Source organism: Rhodoferax sp. (assembly GCF_010365055.1).
Classification (GTDB): domain Bacteria; phylum Pseudomonadota; class Gammaproteobacteria; order Burkholderiales; family Burkholderiaceae_C; genus Rhodoferax.
The window spans coordinates 1-15,167 of the sequence record NZ_JAAFHA010000093.1; the positions used below are offsets into that span (position 1 = coordinate 1).

Genomic DNA, 15,167 nt, shown 5'->3' on the forward strand with positions numbered 1-15,167 from the left:
GCGAGCGCCCTGAAATCCAATTCGAATTCATTATGAACAAGCACATCTACATTTATTCTCCGTCTGGCGCCGTGCGCGACAAGGCCGCTTTCAAACGCGGCGTGGCGCGGCTTGAGTCCCTGGGCCATGAGGTTGAAGTCGACGCGGCCGCGCTGGCCAGTCATTTGCGCTTTGCCGGGGACGACGAGACCCGCCTGGCGGCCATTCACCGCGCTGCAGCCAGCGGGGCCGATGTTGCGTTGATCTCTCGCGGTGGCTACGGCCTGAGCCGCATTCTGCCGGGCATTCACTACAAAGCCGTGGCCAAGGCGATCGATCAAGGCATGCGCTTCGTGGGTATCAGCGATTTCACGGCCTTTCAGAGTGCCGTGCTGGCGAAAACCGGGCGCGTCACCTGGGCAGGGCCGGGCCTGTGCGAAGGTTTTGGCGTAGGCGGCAAGCAAGTTGCTGCCAGCGTGCACGTCACAGCCCCCCAGCTTGTGCCCGACGACATCATGGAAGCCTGCTTTGACGATCTGATAAGCGGGCAGGGGGAGGGCGCGGGCTGGCGGCAACTGCGTGAGCCGGTCAGCAGCGCTGCATCCCACCTGCCGGTTGATGCAAATTTAATAGCTACTAAGGCAATATCCACGGGGGCTACAGCCTCATTTGGCATAAATAAATCAATACTTTGGGGTGGCAACCTGTCGCTGTTGTGCTCGCTGCTGGGCACGCCGTACCTTCCGGAGGTCAAAGGCGGCATCCTGTTTCTGGAAGATGTGGCCGAACATCCTTACCGGATCGAGCGCATGCTGACGCAGCTGTTGCATGCGGGTGTTTTGGCGCGGCAAAAAGCGATTTTGCTGGGTCAGTTCACCGACTTCAAACTGGTGCCGCACGACCGGGGCTACAAATTGCAGACAGTCGTGAACTGGCTGCGCCAGCAGACGAAAACCCCGGTGCTCACCAACTTGCCCTATGGCCATGTCGCCACCAAAGTGCTGTTGCCAGTGGGCGCTAAAACCGATCTGATGGTGCAGGGACGCGACGCCTTGCTGTTTTGGGGCCACACCTGAAAATGTGGGGATTTGACCTAAACTCGGTCCAAGATCAAGAAACGGAATCAGCTGGGTATGGGTGAGCACACGACTGTCGTATTTGCCGATCTGTTTGGCAGCACAAGTGTCTTTGAAGCCTTGGGCAATGCCAAGGCGACGCTGGCTGTGACGCAGATAACGACCTGGATTGCCGCAGTCGTTGAATCGCACGGTGGGCGGGTTGTCAAAATGCTGGGCGATGGGGTGCTGGCCCTGTTTGCGGACAGCGGATCCGCCATCAATGCCGTGGTCGAGATACAACGCAGGCATCAAAAACGCATGACCCTGGTTCCGCCCTCCCAACGGATGCCGATCCGCATCGGCGTGGCCAGTGGTGATGTCGAACTCTTGGCTGGCGACTGTTATGGCGATGCCGTCAATATAGCGGCGCGTCTGAGTGACCTCTCGGGTGCCCACCAGATCTGGGCCAATAGCGCTGCGCTGGACAGCGCCGCGGAAGCGGAGGGTGTGCGCTTTCGCGTTCTGGGGCCGATCAACATCCGTGGGCGCGCCGAGCCGTGTACCGTCTACCAGGTCGATTGGCAAGAGGACGTCTCCTCTGATTTTCTGACCATGCAGGCCGAGATGGACCCGCAGTTTGATGTGACTCAAACCGATGCACTGGGCGGCCAGATTGAGCTGACCTGGCTTGACACCTGCAAGACCTTCCAGTCATTTGAACTGCCGATTCAAATTGGGCGCATGCACCAGGCCGAGTTGGTTGTAAATGACCCACGCGTTTCTCGCACCCACGCACGCATTGACTGGCGCAATGGCAGCGTCATGCTGGTCGACCTCAGCTCCTACGGCTGCTGGGTGCGATTTTCGGGCGGCGGCTCTGACCTCTTGCTCAGGCGCGAGGAATGCGTCTTGCACGGGCGCGGTGAAATTGCCCTCGGCACATCATTTGCCGACCTGAGCGCGCCGACCGTACATTTTTCAGTGTCCTGAGGGCGTAGCCCTCAATCAACTTTCAACGGAGAACAACATCGATAAGCAAATCTGGCTCAAAAATTATCCCGTCGGCATGCCCGCCGAGATCAATCCCGACTTATTCAAGTCGATCCCCGATTTGCTAGAGAAAACGGCAGCCAAGTTCGCTGACCGACCGGCTTTTCACAACCTTGGCCGCACCTTGAGCTATGCCGACCTGGAGCGCCTGACGTGCGAGTTTGCCGCCTTTCTGCAGGGATTGCCCGGTATGGCGCAGGGCGACCGCGTCGCCATCATGGCGCCCAACCTGCTGCAATACCCGGTGGCACTGTTTGGCATCCTGCGTGCGGGCATGGTCGTCGTGAATGTCAACCCCTTGTACACACCGCGTGAGTTAGAACATCAGTTACAGGATTCTGGCGCCAAAGCCATCGTCATTATTGAGAACTTCGCCAGCGTGCTGCAGGGCGTGCTTGGCAAGACGCCGGTCAAGCATGTGATCACCACGCAAGTCGGCGACCTGTTGCCCTGGCCGAAGCGCTGGCTGGTCAACTTCGTCATCAAGAAGGTGAAAAAGATGGTGCCGACCTGGCACATCGAGGGCGCCATCGGCTTTCGGGCCGCGCTGGCGCTCGGCGCCCGCTCTGAGCTCAAGCCGGTTCAAGTCAAGGGCGAGGACATCGCTTTCCTGCAGTACACCGGTGGTACCACCGGTGTCTCCAAGGGCGCCATGCTGACCCACCGCAACGTTTTGGCCAACGTCGAACAAACCGGTGTCTGGATCTCGGCGAGCTTCCAACCGGGCGCCGAGATCGCCATTGCGCCGTTGCCGCTGTATCACATCTTCTGCCTGACCTCAACCCTGTCGTTCATGAAGTGGGGCAGTCTGATCGTGCTCATCACCAATCCGCGCGACTTGCCGGCGCTGGTGAAGGAGCTCAGGCGGTGGAAGTTCAGCGTCATGACCGGCGTCAATACCTTGTTCAACGGCCTGCTGAATGCCCCGGGCTTTGCCCAACTCGATTTTTCCACCCTCAAAGTGGTGGTGGGCGGTGGCGCCGCGGTCCAAAAATCGGTGGCCGAGCGCTGGCAGCAAGTGACTGGGCGTTACATCATGGAGGCCTACGGCCTGACCGAGACCTCGCCTGGGGTCTGCGCCAACCCGCTTTCCACACCCTGGGACGGCAAAATCGGTTTGCCGATCCCGTCCACTGACGTCTCGATCCGCGATGAGCACTTCAACGAGTTGCCAGTCTGGCGCGGCGAGGGCGATATTGAACAGCACACCGGCGAAATTTGCATCCGTGGTCCGCAGGTCATGAAGGGCTACTGGAACAACCCGGCAGAAACCGCCAAGGTGATGCAGGACGGCTGGTTAAAAACCGGCGATATCGGCCATCTGGACAGCGAGGGCGGTTTCACCATCACCGACCGCAAAAAAGACATGATTCTGGTTTCTGGTTTCAACGTCTACCCCAATGAGATTGAGAGCGTGATCGCGACGCATCCGGGAGTGCTTGAATGCGGGGCGGTGGGCATACCCGATGAAAAAACCGGCGAGACGGTGAAAGTAGTGATTGTCAGAAAAGACCCCAATCTCACGAAGGAAGACATCATCGCGCATTGCAGGAGCCAACTCACCGGCTACAAGATCCCGCGCCACATTACGTTTCGCGATGAATTGCCCAAGTCGCCGATCGGAAAGATCCTGCGCCGCGACCTGCGCGACCTACCCAAGAGCTAGCGTCTTCACTGCCTTCAGGGGAAGGCAAGGCAGGCGCTATCCGCGCCAGCCCTGGCTCTCAATGCAAGCCGCTTATTTTGTCGCGCTCCAAGGCACTGTCGAGAGTCTCCAACAGCGCTTTGCGGGCCTTGAGCTTGGTGTTCTTGTGCGCTGGCATGTTGATTTTCTTCAAACGTTGGGCGACTTCCTGGGCCGTGAGCAGCAACTGCTCAACCGCCACCACCTGGTCAAAAAAGCCCGCGACCAACGCTCCTTGGGGATTGAACATTTCAGCGCTGATGACAGAGCGTTGAAATGCTGCTGGGCTCAAGCGGTCACGCGCCAATTCGATACCTACATGGTGCATGGTCATGCCGATTTGCACCTCGTTGAGCCCGATATTGAACGGCCCCTCAACGCCAATTCGGTAATCGGCTGCCAGCAACAAAAACGCACCTTTGGCAACCGCGTGGCCCGGACAGGCAACGATGATCGGAAGCGGGTGGGCCAACATCCGGCGCGTCAACAGTGAGCCGGCGGTCACCAGATCAATCGCATTTTGCGGGCCTGACATCATGACCTTCAGATCGAATCCGCCGGAAAGAATGCCGGGCTTGCCGGTGATGATCACTACCGCGCGATCTTGCTCGGCCTGATCCAGCGCCTGATTGAAGTCCGCAATCAGATCAGGCGACAGGGCATTCACCTTGCCATTGTCCAGCGTCAGCGTGGCGACACCGTCGGCCAGGTCGTACGTAACCAGTTTGCTCATGATCAATATCCCGTAAGTGGCAAAGCCGACAGTCTAACCGCAGCGATTGCAGGAGAGGTGATGGCAGGCATGGCAGGAGAGTCCAAAAAAGAGAGAAACGATCTTGCGACTTAACTTAACATAATATACATCGTATAAAGTACGATTCAGATCACTTACCATTTTCCTTTGGGCTGGCGACTGCGCACAAAGGCGGCAATGATTTCGGCGGAATCAGCACGGTTCGCGCGTTGGGCAAAATCAATCGCCGACAGGCCTTGCTCATTCTTGAGCATGGGGTCTGCGCCGGCTTCCAGCAGCAGTTTCACGGCTGCCGGTGTGCCGTAGCTTGCTGCCAACATCAACGGCGTGCTGCCGTTGGGTGACGCTGCGTCGATATAGGCATGGTTTTCCAACAGCAGGTTCATTACCGCCAGATGCCCATGGGTGGCCGCGTAATGCAGCGGCGCCCAGCCTGGCTTGTTGACGTCCGCGCCTTTGCTGATGAGCTGCTGGCAGATGTCGGTCAAACCCTTGATGGCAGCGAGCATGAGCGGGCTTTCGTCCTGGCGGTTGCGCGACTCAACCTGGGTCTTGGGCCAGTTGATCAGGACCGTCGCCACCTTGAGCGACGGTTCCCGCAGGGCCAGCAACAAACCATGTTCACCCGCCGGGCTGAGCGTATTGGCGTCAAAGCCCCGGTTCAAAAGGCTGATGACGGTGTTGGCATCGTCACGTTTGATGGCCGTGAAGAAATCGTCATAAGACCCGGCTTGACAAATAGAATAAGCATATAAAACAATAAGATAAAAAATAGTCTTAAAGTTAAACATTAAATATGGTTTGCCAACTGCCGTCACAGCAATACTCCTTTGAACAGCGCCTCGAAATTGCGACTGGTGATGCTGGCAATCTCTTGCACCGGGCAGCGCCTGATCTCAGCGAGCTGCGCCGCGACATAGGGAACCAAGGCCGGATTGTTGGTCTTGCCCCGGTACGGGACTGGCGCCAGATAGGGACTGTCGGTCTCGATCAGCATGCGGTCCAGCGGTACGAAGGCGGCGACATCGCGCAGCTCTTGGGCGCTCTTGAACGTCAGAATGCCAGAAAAAGAAATGTAAAAGCCCAAGTCGAGCGCCGATCGCGCGACCTCCAGCGTTTCGGTAAAGCAATGAAAAACGCCGCCGGCGCTGCCCATAGTGCCGTTCTCACCCTCTTCCCGCAGAATCGCCAGGGTATCAATAGACGCAGATCGGGTATGAATCACCAGCGGTTTGGCCAACTGCCGGGCGGCGCGGATGTGGGTGCGAAAGCGCTCGCGTTGCCACGCCATGTCAGCAACACTGCGCTCGCCCAGCCGGTAATAGTCAAGCCCGGTCTCGCCGATCCCGACCACACGTGGCAGCCGGCCGCGGGTCAGCAAGTCCTGCAGACTCGGCTCCTGAACGCCTTCATTGTCCGGGTGCACGCCGACCGTGGCCCAAAAATTGGCGTATTGGGTAGCCAACGTATGGACTGCGCCAAATTCTTCCAGTGTGGTGCTGATGCACAGGGCGCGATCCACCTTGGCCTCGCTCATGGCTTGGCGGATGGCCGGCAGCTGAGACAGGAGTTCCGGAAAATTAAGGTGGCAGTGCGAGTCGGTAAACATACAAGGGTTCATAAGAAGTAACGAGCGGGTCAGTTTGACCTGCATTGCGGACGAGCTGCCCAGACCCCTTTGCGGCGCGAAACGGGAGTTCAGATCGTCTGCGTGGGACGATCTGAGGCCAGATGACCGCCCAAAATTTCTTCAATCTTGAGCTTGAGCAAACGCGATTTTTCATCCTGGGGAAACAAGATGCCAACGCCCTGCGTGCGGTTGTTGGTCGCCCTGGGCGGTGTCACCCACGCCACTTTGCCTGCAATCGGGTAACGCTGCGGGTCATCTGGCAGCGACAGCAACACGTAAACATCGTCGCCCAACTCGTATTCGCGCGTGGTCGGAATAAAGATGCCGCCTTCGGTAAACAAGGGAATATAGGCCGCGTACAGTGCCGATTTTTCCTTGATGGCCAATTGAATGACGCTCGGGCGCGGGGTGACTGGCGTTGGATTACTCATGGGCGTTGGCTAATTCTTTGCATTGAGGGCATTTTGCGCCTGACTCACCAGTGCTTCCAGCATCAGCCCGCTGTTAAAAGGGTGTTCGACCGTGCGCGCGGCAGCCCCCAGCGCCTTGGCCCAAGCCGTCAAGCTGGGCAGGGAACTGACCGAGGGCAAGTCCGCGGCATCAAAAAAACGGGGCGCGGCACCCACCTTGACGGTCAACAGGTCATGACAGAGCTTCTGTAGGGCGTCGACGGCTTGCGTCGGGGTCCAATCCTTGAGCCCGCTCACGTCGCCGCGCGCCATCGCTTGGGGCAACTTGACCCAACCGGCCGGCGTCGGCCCGCCGGGGCCGGCTTGCGCCAACTGCAGGGCGTCGTCCGGGCGGCCCCCCGAGGCGCGCAGCATCACCGCAGCTTGCGCCGAATCGAGGCCTCGCTGCTGCAGCCACGCCAGCGCAACATCAGGCGTCGGCCAAACCATGGTGTGCGCCAGACAGCGACTGCGAATGGTCGGCAGCAGCTGGTGGGCGGCCTCGCTCGCCAAGACAAACTTCACGTCCCCGGGCGGCTCCTCCAGGGTCTTGAGCAGCGCATTGGCAGTGACGTGGTTCATGCGCTCGGCCGGAAACACCAGCACGGCCTTGCCGCGACCGCGCGCGCTGGTGCGCTGCGAAAACTCGACGGCATCACGCATGGCCTCGATGCGGATTTCCTTGCTTGGCTTGCGCGTTTTGGCATCAATCTCGCCTTGTGCCTTCTCGCTCAGGGGCCAGCCCAAATCCAGTGACACGGTCTCAGGCATCAACACGCACAAGTCAGCATGGGTGCGCACCTCGATCGCATGGCAACTGCCGCAGGTGCCGCAAGCGCCCTGCTCTGTTGGGCGCTCGCACAGCCAGGCGCTGACCAGCGCCAGTGCCAGGCGGTACTGGCCGAGCCCGGACGGGCCCACCAGCAACCAGGCATGGCCGTTTTGCGCCAGCAACGCCTTGCTCTGCGCGGCAATCCAGGGCGCCACGTCAGGCAGGTTCATGCCAGCCAGCCTTTGGCTTGCACCGCGTGCAACACATCGTGCCAGACGGCCTCACGCGTCTGGTGGGCCTCGATGCGGGCGAAGCGCTGGGGGCAAGCCGTCATTCGTTGCCGGTAGCCGTCAGAGACACGCCGGAAGAACTCGACCGGCTCGGCCTCGAATTTGTCCGGGCTGCGTGCGCCGGCCAAACGCTGCGCCGCAATTTCAGCCGCCAGATCAAACCACACCGTCAGGTCAGGGTTTCTGATCAAATCAGGCTCCAGCCCTTGCACGGATTGCACAGTGCGCTCTAAAAATGAGAGTGTTTCCAGATTAAAACCGCGCCCACCGCCCTGGTAGGCAAAGGTGGCATCGGTAAAGCGGTCGCACAGCACGACGTCGCCCCGGGCCAGCGCCGGCTCGATCAGTTGCTGCAGATGATCGCGCCGGGCGGCAAACACCAGCAGCGCCTCGGTCATGGCGTCCATCGCGTCGTTCAACACCAGAACACGGAGCTTTTCGGCCAAGGGCGTGCCGCCGGGCTCGCGCGTGAGCGTCACCGCCCGCCCCTGCGCCCGAAACGCCTGCGCCAGCGCGTCGATGTGCGTGGACTTGCCGGCGCCATCAATGCCTTCAAAGCTGATGAAAAGTCCCTGGGATGCCATGTTTTATTGTTGTCCGCGCTGGAATTTGTTCACCGCCCGATTGTGCGCTGCCAAGTCGGCGCTGAACTCGCTGGTACCGTCGCCGCGTGCCACAAAATACAGCGCCTTGGATGGCGTTGGTCGCACCGCCGCGAGCAGCGCGGACTTGCCCGGCATGGCAATCGGGGTTGGCGGTAAACCGGTGCGGGTGTAGGTGTTCCAGGGGGTGTCGGTCTGCAAGTCCGTGCGACGCAGGTTACCGTCAAACTTCTCGCCCAAGCCGTAAATCACGGTCGGGTCGGTCTGCAGCATCATGCCGATGCGCAAGCGGTTGCTGAACACGGCGGCAATCATCGCCTGGTCGCTGGCACGGCCGGTTTCTTTTTCGATGATGCTGGCCAGCGTCAATGCCTCATCGGGCGTTTTCAAAGGCGTATCCGGTGCGCGCTGCGCCCAAGCCGATTCCAGCCGCTTGTCCATCGCCCGCAAGGCGCGCTTGAGCAGCGCGAGATCGCTGCTGCCTTTGGTGTAGGTGTAGGTGTCCGGGAAGAATCGCCCTTCCGGGTGCAGGCCCGGCCGCTCCAACGACTTCATGATCAAATCAGGCGCTAGCCCCCGTGTAGTGGGCGTAAGGTGCTCCGCTTTTAGTAACGCCGAGCGGAATTGCGCGAAGGTCCAGCCTTCCACCAGCGTCACGGCCCGCAAGGCTTCGTCACCGCGCACCAGTTTACGCAGCAGGCTGCGCGGCGTCACACCACGTTCAATTTCGTAACTGCCGGCTTTGATCTGGCGCGCTTCACCGGAGAAGCGAAACCACCCGTACAGCAGCAGGGGATTGACCTCGATTCCCGCATCGGCCACGGCTTGCGCCACGGCGCGGGGCAAGGTGCCCGGCTCCACGGCCAAGTCCACCGTCTCGGTGCCCATGGGCAAACTTTGGTTCAGCCACCACAGCGCACCGCCGCTGGCCAAGGCCGCGACGACAATTAAAAGCGTAAATAGACGACGCACAGCCTTACAGCCCTCCAGCGAATTGAGGCCGGATGATAATTCACCCATGAATATCGAACTCAATGGCGTCGTAAAGCTGAACGATCTGGGCGTGATCCGTGCCCAAGGCGAAGACGCTGCCAAATTCTTGCAGGGCCAGCTGACGCAGGATTTCTTGCTGCTGGGTCAGTCTGAAGCGCGGCTGGCGGCTTTTTGCTCGGCCAAGGGCCGGATGCAAGCCAGTTTCATTGGCTTCAAGCGCGGCCCGACCGACATCCTGCTGCTGTGCAGCCGTGACATTCTGGCCGCTACCATCAAGCGTCTGTCGATGTTTGTCCTTCGCGCCAAGGTCAAACTGAGTGACGCCAGCGACTTGTTTTTGCTGTACGGACTGGCTGGCGCGGCCCTCAAGAATGCTACTGAAAATATAGCTGGCTACGCAGTTATCGCCTGGGCTAAGGCTGATTTTGATTCCATTTCTCTGGTCAATTTGTACCCCGCCGACGCCGTAGCGCGCGCCCTGTGGGTGGCACCGGTGGACACGCCGGCGCCCGTGGGCGCCGCGTTGACGCCTGAGCAATGGGCCTGGGGTGAGGTCCGCAGCGGCATTGCCACCATCACCCAGCCGGTGGTAGAGGCTTTTGTGCCGCAAATGCTCAATTACGAGTCGGTCGGCGGTGTCAACTTCAAAAAAGGCTGCTACCCGGGGCAGGAGGTGGTGGCACGCAGCCAGTTCAGGGGCACGCTCAAGCGCCGCGCTTACCTGGCCCATGCCGAGGCGTCTTTGATTGCGGGTGATGAACTGTTTGCACCGGATGATGCGGCGCAGCCTTGTGGCATGGTGGTGCAAGCGGCGGCCGCGCCCACCGGCGGCGTTGATGCCATTGTGTCGATGCAGATCAGCGCATTTTCGGGTGGAGGTGTGCACGCCAGACAAGCTGATGGTCCGTTGCTGACGCTGTCACCACCGCCCTACCCTTTGCTGGCGGACATTTGACGATCTCCGATGGGATTGGCATGGCGCATCACCCCGGTTCTGGACAGGCTCCCTGAGCCAACAGCAAGAATGGGGCTGTGCCTTGATATCTCGAAGGGTTCAACGTTTCAATGGTGCACGAAGTCTGCGCAATTTGCTGGCCAGCGAGGCAGCCGACAGCTCGCCCAGGTGGGTATCGACCAGTCGGCCATGGGTATCGTAGAAAAGAGTGGTTGGCAATGAGCCCGAACCAACTTCGCGACCCAGCCGGGTGCCGGGATCGAGCAGGACATTCGCCAGGTCAAAATTCGCGATGTTGAGGTAGCGCTGGGCAGTCGCCCCTTGCTCGCCTTGATTGACAAAGACAAAAACCACACCGGTTTCCTGTTTTTGCGCGGCGGCGAGCACCGGCATCTCGCGTCGGCAGGGTGGGCACCAAGTGGCCCACAAGTTGACAACCATCGGCTTGCCTCCTGCCAGCGCAGCGAGGTCTGCCGACTCGCCCGCCAGCGTTGTCAACGGCACCTGAGGCAGCGGCGCATTGTTCATCGTCTGAATGGCGCCAAACATCCCGCCCCAGGCAAGCGCCCCGGCTGTCACGCCCCAGGCCAGCGGTTTTCGCAATGGGGCAGTGCGCCAGCCGCGCCAGATCGCCACCGCCAATGCCGCCAACAGCCCCGCCCAAGGCGTGAAACCACCGTCGCGGATATCTAACATCGACCACGGTGCAGACTGGTACAAATCAAACCAGGCGGCAATGAAGGCGATGCGTGCCATCAGCAATCCCGCCCACAACATGTCTACCAGGACACTGCCTATGCCAATTTTCTGATCCCGCCCCATCACGTGCCCCACACCAGTGGCAACCAGCAAGGCCACCGCCAGCAGCATCAGGGCAATTGGCACGGGCAGGGAGCCCAGATTCACGGTCAGCATAGTCGATGTCCTTGTTTGATTGGTGTCAGACGAGCGAGAAAGTCGCCAACACTGGGATCAGCGATGATGCACTCGGCATGTCGCGCGCACAGTCGTTTTATCTCATTTCTGCTAACCTCTTCAACCCGTGTCAGGTATCAGCCATGCAAAAACCAAAAATCCAATCCTTCTTCGATCCCGAGACTGGCACCGTCACCCACGTGGTGTCCGATCCGATGACCCGACGTGCGGCTATTATCGACAGCGTGCTCGACTACGACCCCAAGTCGGGCCACACCTCGCACACCAACGCCGACCGGGTGATTGAGTACATCCGACAAGAGGAGCTGACGCTTGAGTGGCTGCTGGAAACTCATGCCCATGCTGACCACTTGTCGGCTGCGCCTTACATCCAAGGGAAGCTGGGTGGCAAGCTGGCCATCGGTCGCCGTATTTGTGACGTGCAGGCCGTGTTCAAGAAAATATTCAATGCCAAAGACATGAGCACCGACGGTGGCGAGTTCGACCATCTGCTCGATGATGGCGGGCAATTCAAGATTGGGGAACTCGACGTCTCGGTGATGTACACGCCCGGTCACACCCCGGCCTGTTTGACTTTTCTGATGGGCCAGGACGCCTTCATTGGCGACACACTGTTCATGCCCGACTACGGCTCGTCCCGTTGTGACTTCCCTGGCGGTGACGCAGTCACTTTGTACCGATCAATCCAGAAGATACTGGCGCTGGCGCCCGACACGCGGCTCCATTTGTGCCATGACTACCCGCCGGAAGGTCGGGCACCGATGTGGCGCACCACGGTGATGGAACAGCGTGAAAAGAATATTCATGTGCACGATGGGGTGACCGAGGCAGACTTCGTCAGCATGCGCACGGCCCGCGACAAAACCCTGGCCATGCCGACACTGCTCCTGCCTGCGATTCAGGTCAACGTGCGCGCAGGCCGACTGCCACCCCCGGAAGACAATGGTGTCAGCTACCTGAAAATTCCGGTCAACACCCTCTGAACCGCGTGACATGGATTCTTTGATACTGACGGTTGCGCTGGGCGCGCTCATCGGGCTGGTGATGGCGCTCACGGGCGCGGGCGGTGGCGTCATGGCGATACCGCTCCTGGTGTTTGGTCTGCATCTGCCGGTGCAACAAGCGGCGCCGGTAGGTTTGGTGGCGGTTGGCCTGGCCGCGATCTTGGGGGCGGCGCTGGGATTGCGCCAGGGCATCGTGCGCTACCGGGCTGCCGCACTGATTGGCTCGGCTGGCATGCTGATGGCCCCATTGGGCGTCTTGCTGGCGCAGCGACTGCCGAATCGACCGTTGTTAGGTGCTTTTGCGCTGGTGCTGATTTACACCGCCTGGCGAATGCTCAGACGCCCCAATCCTTCAGTTGCGCATGTGGCGGCTGCGGTCCTATGCCGTGTCAATAGGTTGGATCAACGTCTGACCTGGACGCTGCCTTGTGCCCGTGCATTGACCGGCAGCGGCCTGATCGCGGGACTGCTCAGCGGACTGCTCGGCGTCGGTGGCGGCTTTGTCATCGTTCCAGCCCTGACGCGCTACACCGATCTGGACATACGCAGCATTCAGTTGACTTCGCTGGCGGTGATTGCACTGGTCTCTGTGAGCGGCGTTTTGGCAGCGGCGACGCATGGGCCTGTGCGCTGGGATGTGGCGCTGCCGTTTGCCAGCGGTGCCGTTTTGGCTTTATTGGCCGGGCAACAGATCGCAAAGAAGCTCAACGCCAAAGGCTTGCAGAAAGCCTTTGCCTGGTTCAGCGTGTTGGTTGCCATTTTCATGCTGGCAAGAGCCATGGGCTGGGTGTCAAACTGACAACAAGCCACACAGAATCAAAACCGTGAACAGACCAGCCGATGCCTTGGCAGAACGGCCCAACAAAAAAGCCTGCTACGTTTAAAATAGCAGGCTTTCCTTTGTTTACTTGGGGTGGCTGATGGGGCTCGAACCCACGACAACAGGAATCACAATCCTGGACTCTACCAACTGAGCTACAGCCACCGTTTGATTATTATAACCACTGCCGTCTAGTTTTGAGTGCTCACAGGCAAATCGGTTGCGGTAAGCGCTGGGCGTGAAGTCATGATCTGAGCTTTGAATCGCTCTTGGAGGAATCCGTAAAAAGCTTGCGTTTCGGCACCGCTCCACCACTGGGCATATTGAGCACGATCTTGTTTGACCGCTGCTTCGCCCGGCGCCACTCGCGGCAGAATCTTATTGACCCGAACCACGCTATAACCCTTGACTCCCAAATCAACACCGACAAAGGCCGGCAACGCGGCTGCATCGGCACGCAACGCCGCCGTCAGGACTTGGGGCGGCGTGTTTTGCGACTGATCGCGCGATATCACCACGGGTGCTGGCATGGCGGCAGTGGCCGGCGCTGCCTTCCAAGCCAACAGTTTGTCCATGCCCTCTTTCTTCGCCAGTTCCGCCGCACGCGCGGCAACCACACGCTCACGCACAAGCCGACTCACTTCGGCAAATGGCAGCGTCCGGGCCGGGGTGTACTGCGTGACGCGTCCTGCTGTCAATTGGTTGGGCGCTGTTTCAATCGCTTCGGTATTGCGCTTTTTCTCAATCGAATCCGTGTTGAAAATGGCCGCCAAGAATTTTTCATTAGCCAAGACACCGGTTGCACCCTTGGCTGCTTGGCGCAAAACATTGGTGGCCGTCTTGATTTCCAGCTTGAGCTTTTCTGCCACCGGCTTGAGGCTGTCGGATTGCTCGTAGACGCCATTGGTAAAGGCCTCGGCGGTCTCGGCAAACCGGGTCTGGGCTTGCTGCGCCTTCAGATCAGCCTCGATTCCCGCGCGCAATTCCTCAAAGCTGCGTTGAGCCGGTTTTTTGACGTCAGTCAGTTTGATGATGTGGTAGCCGAAATCCGATTCAACCACGTCGCTGATGTCCCCTTGTTTCATGGCGAACACTGCATCCTCAAATGGTTTGACCATGGCGCCCCGGCTAAAAAAGTCAAGATCGCCCCCATTGGCGGCGGAACCCGTATCTTGTGAATTCGTTTTTGCTACATCAGCAAAACTGTCGGGCGATTGACGCACTGCTTTCAGCAATTCATCAGCCCGCGCTTTGGCTTTCTGGCGGTCAGCGGCAGGCGCATCCTTGGCGGCATTGATCAGGATGTGGCTGGCACGCCGTTCTTCCTTGCCACTCAGTCGTTCGGCGTTTTGCTCATAGTAAGACTTCATGTCAGCTTCGCTGATCACGATACTTTTCTTGACCGAATCCAGATCCAACACCACATATTCAATACTGGCATGTTCAGGAGACTGGAACAAGGCTTGATTGGCCTTGTAAAACGTTTCCAGTTCGGCATCAGTCGGAGTGACCTTGGAAGCGAAATCTGCTGCGTTGAAATTGGCAATCTGCACCTCACGCTTTTCAAAGAATGCATTCAAGGCCACGTCGGCAACGCTAGCTGTCGCAAAACCCGTTTCTCCTATGCCTGCTTCTACCTGACGAACAGACAGGTCTTGCCGAACACGGGCCTCAAATCCTTCAGGCGTCAGACCCTGGCTGGCAACCAACTGGCGATAACGGTCCATGTCGAGCTTGCCATCGGCCTGGCGCAGGGATGCGATGGACGGATTTTCTTGCAAGTTGCGCGCCAGTCGGGCGTCACTGGTCGTCAGTTTGAATTTGTCTGCCGCTTGGGCCAGCACGCGATCGCGCACCAGTCGCTCCAGCGAGGCATACCGGGCTGCTGGTGAATCAAGCAGCTTGGCATCCAGATTGGGCATGGAGGCGCGCAGGCGATCGGACTCGGACCTGTGCGTCTCGTCCCATTCACCCTGCGTGATGTCATGGCTGCCAACGCGAGCAACGACACCACCCGCATCGCGAGACTGGTTGTAGCCATCAATGCCAAAAAGTACAAACGAAGGGATGATCAGCAAGAACATCACTGCCATCATGATCTTCGTGTGCTTGCGAACAAAATCAAACATGCGCGAACTCTCCAATAAGAAAAACAAAAAAGGCGAACATGCTGCTCGCCTTTATCTGGTTG

General features: G+C 59.2%; 15 protein-coding genes and 1 tRNA gene. 6 read left to right on the top strand and 10 right to left on the bottom strand.

Annotated features, from left to right (window positions below; translation table 11 throughout):
- The first annotated feature begins 32 nt into the window (after positions 1-32).
- The 3 genes from GZ093_RS16795 to GZ093_RS16805 all read left to right on the top strand — a co-directional run bounded on the left by GZ093_RS16795 (position 33) and on the right by GZ093_RS16805 (position 3,753).
- The gene (locus tag GZ093_RS16795; RefSeq protein WP_296488131.1) at positions 33-1,055 is read left to right on the top strand and encodes an LD-carboxypeptidase; all 1,023 of its coding nucleotides are present in this window, start codon (positions 33-35) and stop codon (positions 1,053-1,055) included.
- Between the two features lie 57 nt (positions 1,056-1,112).
- The gene (locus tag GZ093_RS16800) at positions 1,113-2,027 is read left to right on the top strand and encodes an adenylate/guanylate cyclase domain-containing protein (protein WP_296488101.1); all 915 of its coding nucleotides are present in this window, start codon (positions 1,113-1,115) and stop codon (positions 2,025-2,027) included.
- A 76-nt stretch (positions 2,028-2,103) separates the two neighbouring features.
- On the top strand, positions 2,104-3,753 hold the full coding sequence (locus GZ093_RS16805) for an AMP-binding protein (RefSeq protein WP_296488103.1): 1,650 nt from the start codon (positions 2,104-2,106) through the stop codon (positions 3,751-3,753).
- A 58-nt stretch (positions 3,754-3,811) separates the two neighbouring features.
- On the opposite strand, the gene GZ093_RS16810 is transcribed toward GZ093_RS16805, so the two are convergent.
- The 7 genes from GZ093_RS16810 to mltG all read right to left on the bottom strand — a co-directional run bounded on the left by GZ093_RS16810 (position 3,812) and on the right by mltG (position 9,240).
- Entirely contained in the window at positions 3,812-4,504 is a 693-nt protein-coding gene (locus GZ093_RS16810) for a crotonase/enoyl-CoA hydratase family protein (RefSeq protein WP_296488105.1), read from the bottom strand.
- Between the two features lie 155 nt (positions 4,505-4,659).
- Positions 4,660-5,316, bottom strand: a complete 657-nt coding sequence (locus tag GZ093_RS16815; RefSeq protein ID WP_296488107.1) for an ankyrin repeat domain-containing protein — start codon at positions 5,314-5,316, stop codon at positions 4,660-4,662.
- Between the two features lie 23 nt (positions 5,317-5,339).
- Positions 5,340-6,134 carry a TatD family hydrolase gene (locus GZ093_RS16820; RefSeq protein WP_296488109.1) on the bottom strand — a complete coding sequence of 265 codons (795 nt, stop codon included), beginning with the start codon at positions 6,132-6,134 and terminating at the stop codon, positions 5,340-5,342.
- 89 nt (positions 6,135-6,223) lie between these two features.
- Positions 6,224-6,586 (bottom strand): PilZ domain-containing protein, encoded by a 363-nt coding sequence (locus GZ093_RS16825; RefSeq protein WP_296488111.1) that lies wholly within the window; start codon positions 6,584-6,586, stop codon positions 6,224-6,226.
- Positions 6,587-6,595: 9 nt separating this feature from the next.
- Positions 6,596-7,606 carry a DNA polymerase III subunit delta' gene (locus GZ093_RS16830; protein ID WP_296488113.1) on the bottom strand — a complete coding sequence of 337 codons (1,011 nt, stop codon included), beginning with the start codon at positions 7,604-7,606 and terminating at the stop codon, positions 6,596-6,598.
- Positions 7,603-8,250 (bottom strand): dTMP kinase, encoded by a 648-nt coding sequence (gene tmk / locus GZ093_RS16835; RefSeq protein WP_296488115.1) that lies wholly within the window; start codon positions 8,248-8,250, stop codon positions 7,603-7,605. Before tmk ends, GZ093_RS16830 begins: the two co-directional genes overlap by 4 nt.
- Before the next feature lie 3 nt (positions 8,251-8,253).
- Positions 8,254-9,240 (bottom strand): endolytic transglycosylase MltG, encoded by a 987-nt coding sequence (mltG, locus tag GZ093_RS16840; RefSeq protein WP_296488133.1) that lies wholly within the window; start codon positions 9,238-9,240, stop codon positions 8,254-8,256.
- Positions 9,241-9,286: 46 nt separating this feature from the next.
- Between mltG and GZ093_RS16845 the strand changes: the two genes are divergently transcribed.
- A complete protein-coding gene (locus GZ093_RS16845) occupies positions 9,287-10,216 on the top strand; it encodes a folate-binding protein (RefSeq protein ID WP_296488118.1) in 930 nt (309 codons plus the stop codon).
- A 99-nt stretch (positions 10,217-10,315) separates the two neighbouring features.
- Here the strand turns inward: GZ093_RS16845 and GZ093_RS16850 are convergent, their stop codons facing one another.
- A complete protein-coding gene (locus GZ093_RS16850; protein ID WP_296488121.1) occupies positions 10,316-11,131 on the bottom strand; it encodes a TlpA disulfide reductase family protein in 816 nt (271 codons plus the stop codon).
- Positions 11,132-11,274: 143 nt separating this feature from the next.
- Here GZ093_RS16850 and GZ093_RS16855 point away from each other — a divergent pair, with 143 nt between their 5' ends.
- Both GZ093_RS16855 and GZ093_RS16860 read left to right on the top strand, forming a co-directional pair.
- Positions 11,275-12,135, top strand: coding sequence for an MBL fold metallo-hydrolase (locus tag GZ093_RS16855; protein WP_296488123.1), 861 nt, complete (start codon positions 11,275-11,277; stop codon positions 12,133-12,135).
- A 10-nt stretch (positions 12,136-12,145) separates the two neighbouring features.
- Entirely contained in the window at positions 12,146-12,955 is an 810-nt protein-coding gene (locus GZ093_RS16860) for a sulfite exporter TauE/SafE family protein (RefSeq protein WP_296488125.1), read from the top strand.
- Positions 12,956-13,065: 110 nt separating this feature from the next.
- Here the strand turns inward: GZ093_RS16860 and GZ093_RS16865 are convergent.
- Positions 13,066-13,141, bottom strand: a tRNA-His gene (locus GZ093_RS16865).
- 26 nt (positions 13,142-13,167) lie between these two features.
- Entirely contained in the window at positions 13,168-15,105 is a 1,938-nt protein-coding gene (locus tag GZ093_RS16870) for a SurA N-terminal domain-containing protein (protein WP_296488127.1), read from the bottom strand.
- Between the last annotated feature and the right edge of the window lie 62 nt (positions 15,106-15,167).

Coding starts and splice junctions, on each gene's coding strand:
- GZ093_RS16805 (WP_296488103.1), top strand. CDS start 2,104: ATGCCCGCCGAGATCAATCCCGACTTATTCAAGTCGATCCCCGATTTG.
- GZ093_RS16800 (WP_296488101.1), top strand. CDS start 1,113: ATGGGTGAGCACACGACTGTCGTATTTGCCGATCTGTTTGGCAGCACA.
- GZ093_RS16830 (WP_296488113.1), bottom strand. CDS start 7,606: ATGAACCTGCCTGACGTGGCGCCCTGGATTGCCGCGCAGAGCAAGGCG.
- GZ093_RS16820 (WP_296488109.1), bottom strand. CDS start 6,134: ATGTTTACCGACTCGCACTGCCACCTTAATTTTCCGGAACTCCTGTCT.
- GZ093_RS16825 (WP_296488111.1), bottom strand. CDS start 6,586: ATGAGTAATCCAACGCCAGTCACCCCGCGCCCGAGCGTCATTCAATTG.
- GZ093_RS16850 (WP_296488121.1), bottom strand. CDS start 11,131: ATGCTGACCGTGAATCTGGGCTCCCTGCCCGTGCCAATTGCCCTGATG.
- GZ093_RS16810 (WP_296488105.1), bottom strand. CDS start 4,504: ATGAGCAAACTGGTTACGTACGACCTGGCCGACGGTGTCGCCACGCTG.
- GZ093_RS16795 (WP_296488131.1), top strand. CDS start 33: ATGAACAAGCACATCTACATTTATTCTCCGTCTGGCGCCGTGCGCGAC.
- GZ093_RS16855 (WP_296488123.1), top strand. CDS start 11,275: ATGCAAAAACCAAAAATCCAATCCTTCTTCGATCCCGAGACTGGCACC.
- GZ093_RS16870 (WP_296488127.1), bottom strand. CDS start 15,105: ATGTTTGATTTTGTTCGCAAGCACACGAAGATCATGATGGCAGTGATG.
- tmk (WP_296488115.1), bottom strand. CDS start 8,250: ATGGCATCCCAGGGACTTTTCATCAGCTTTGAAGGCATTGATGGCGCC.
- GZ093_RS16860 (WP_296488125.1), top strand. CDS start 12,146: ATGGATTCTTTGATACTGACGGTTGCGCTGGGCGCGCTCATCGGGCTG.
- GZ093_RS16815 (WP_296488107.1), bottom strand. CDS start 5,316: ATGTTTAACTTTAAGACTATTTTTTATCTTATTGTTTTATATGCTTAT.
- GZ093_RS16845 (WP_296488118.1), top strand. CDS start 9,287: ATGAATATCGAACTCAATGGCGTCGTAAAGCTGAACGATCTGGGCGTG.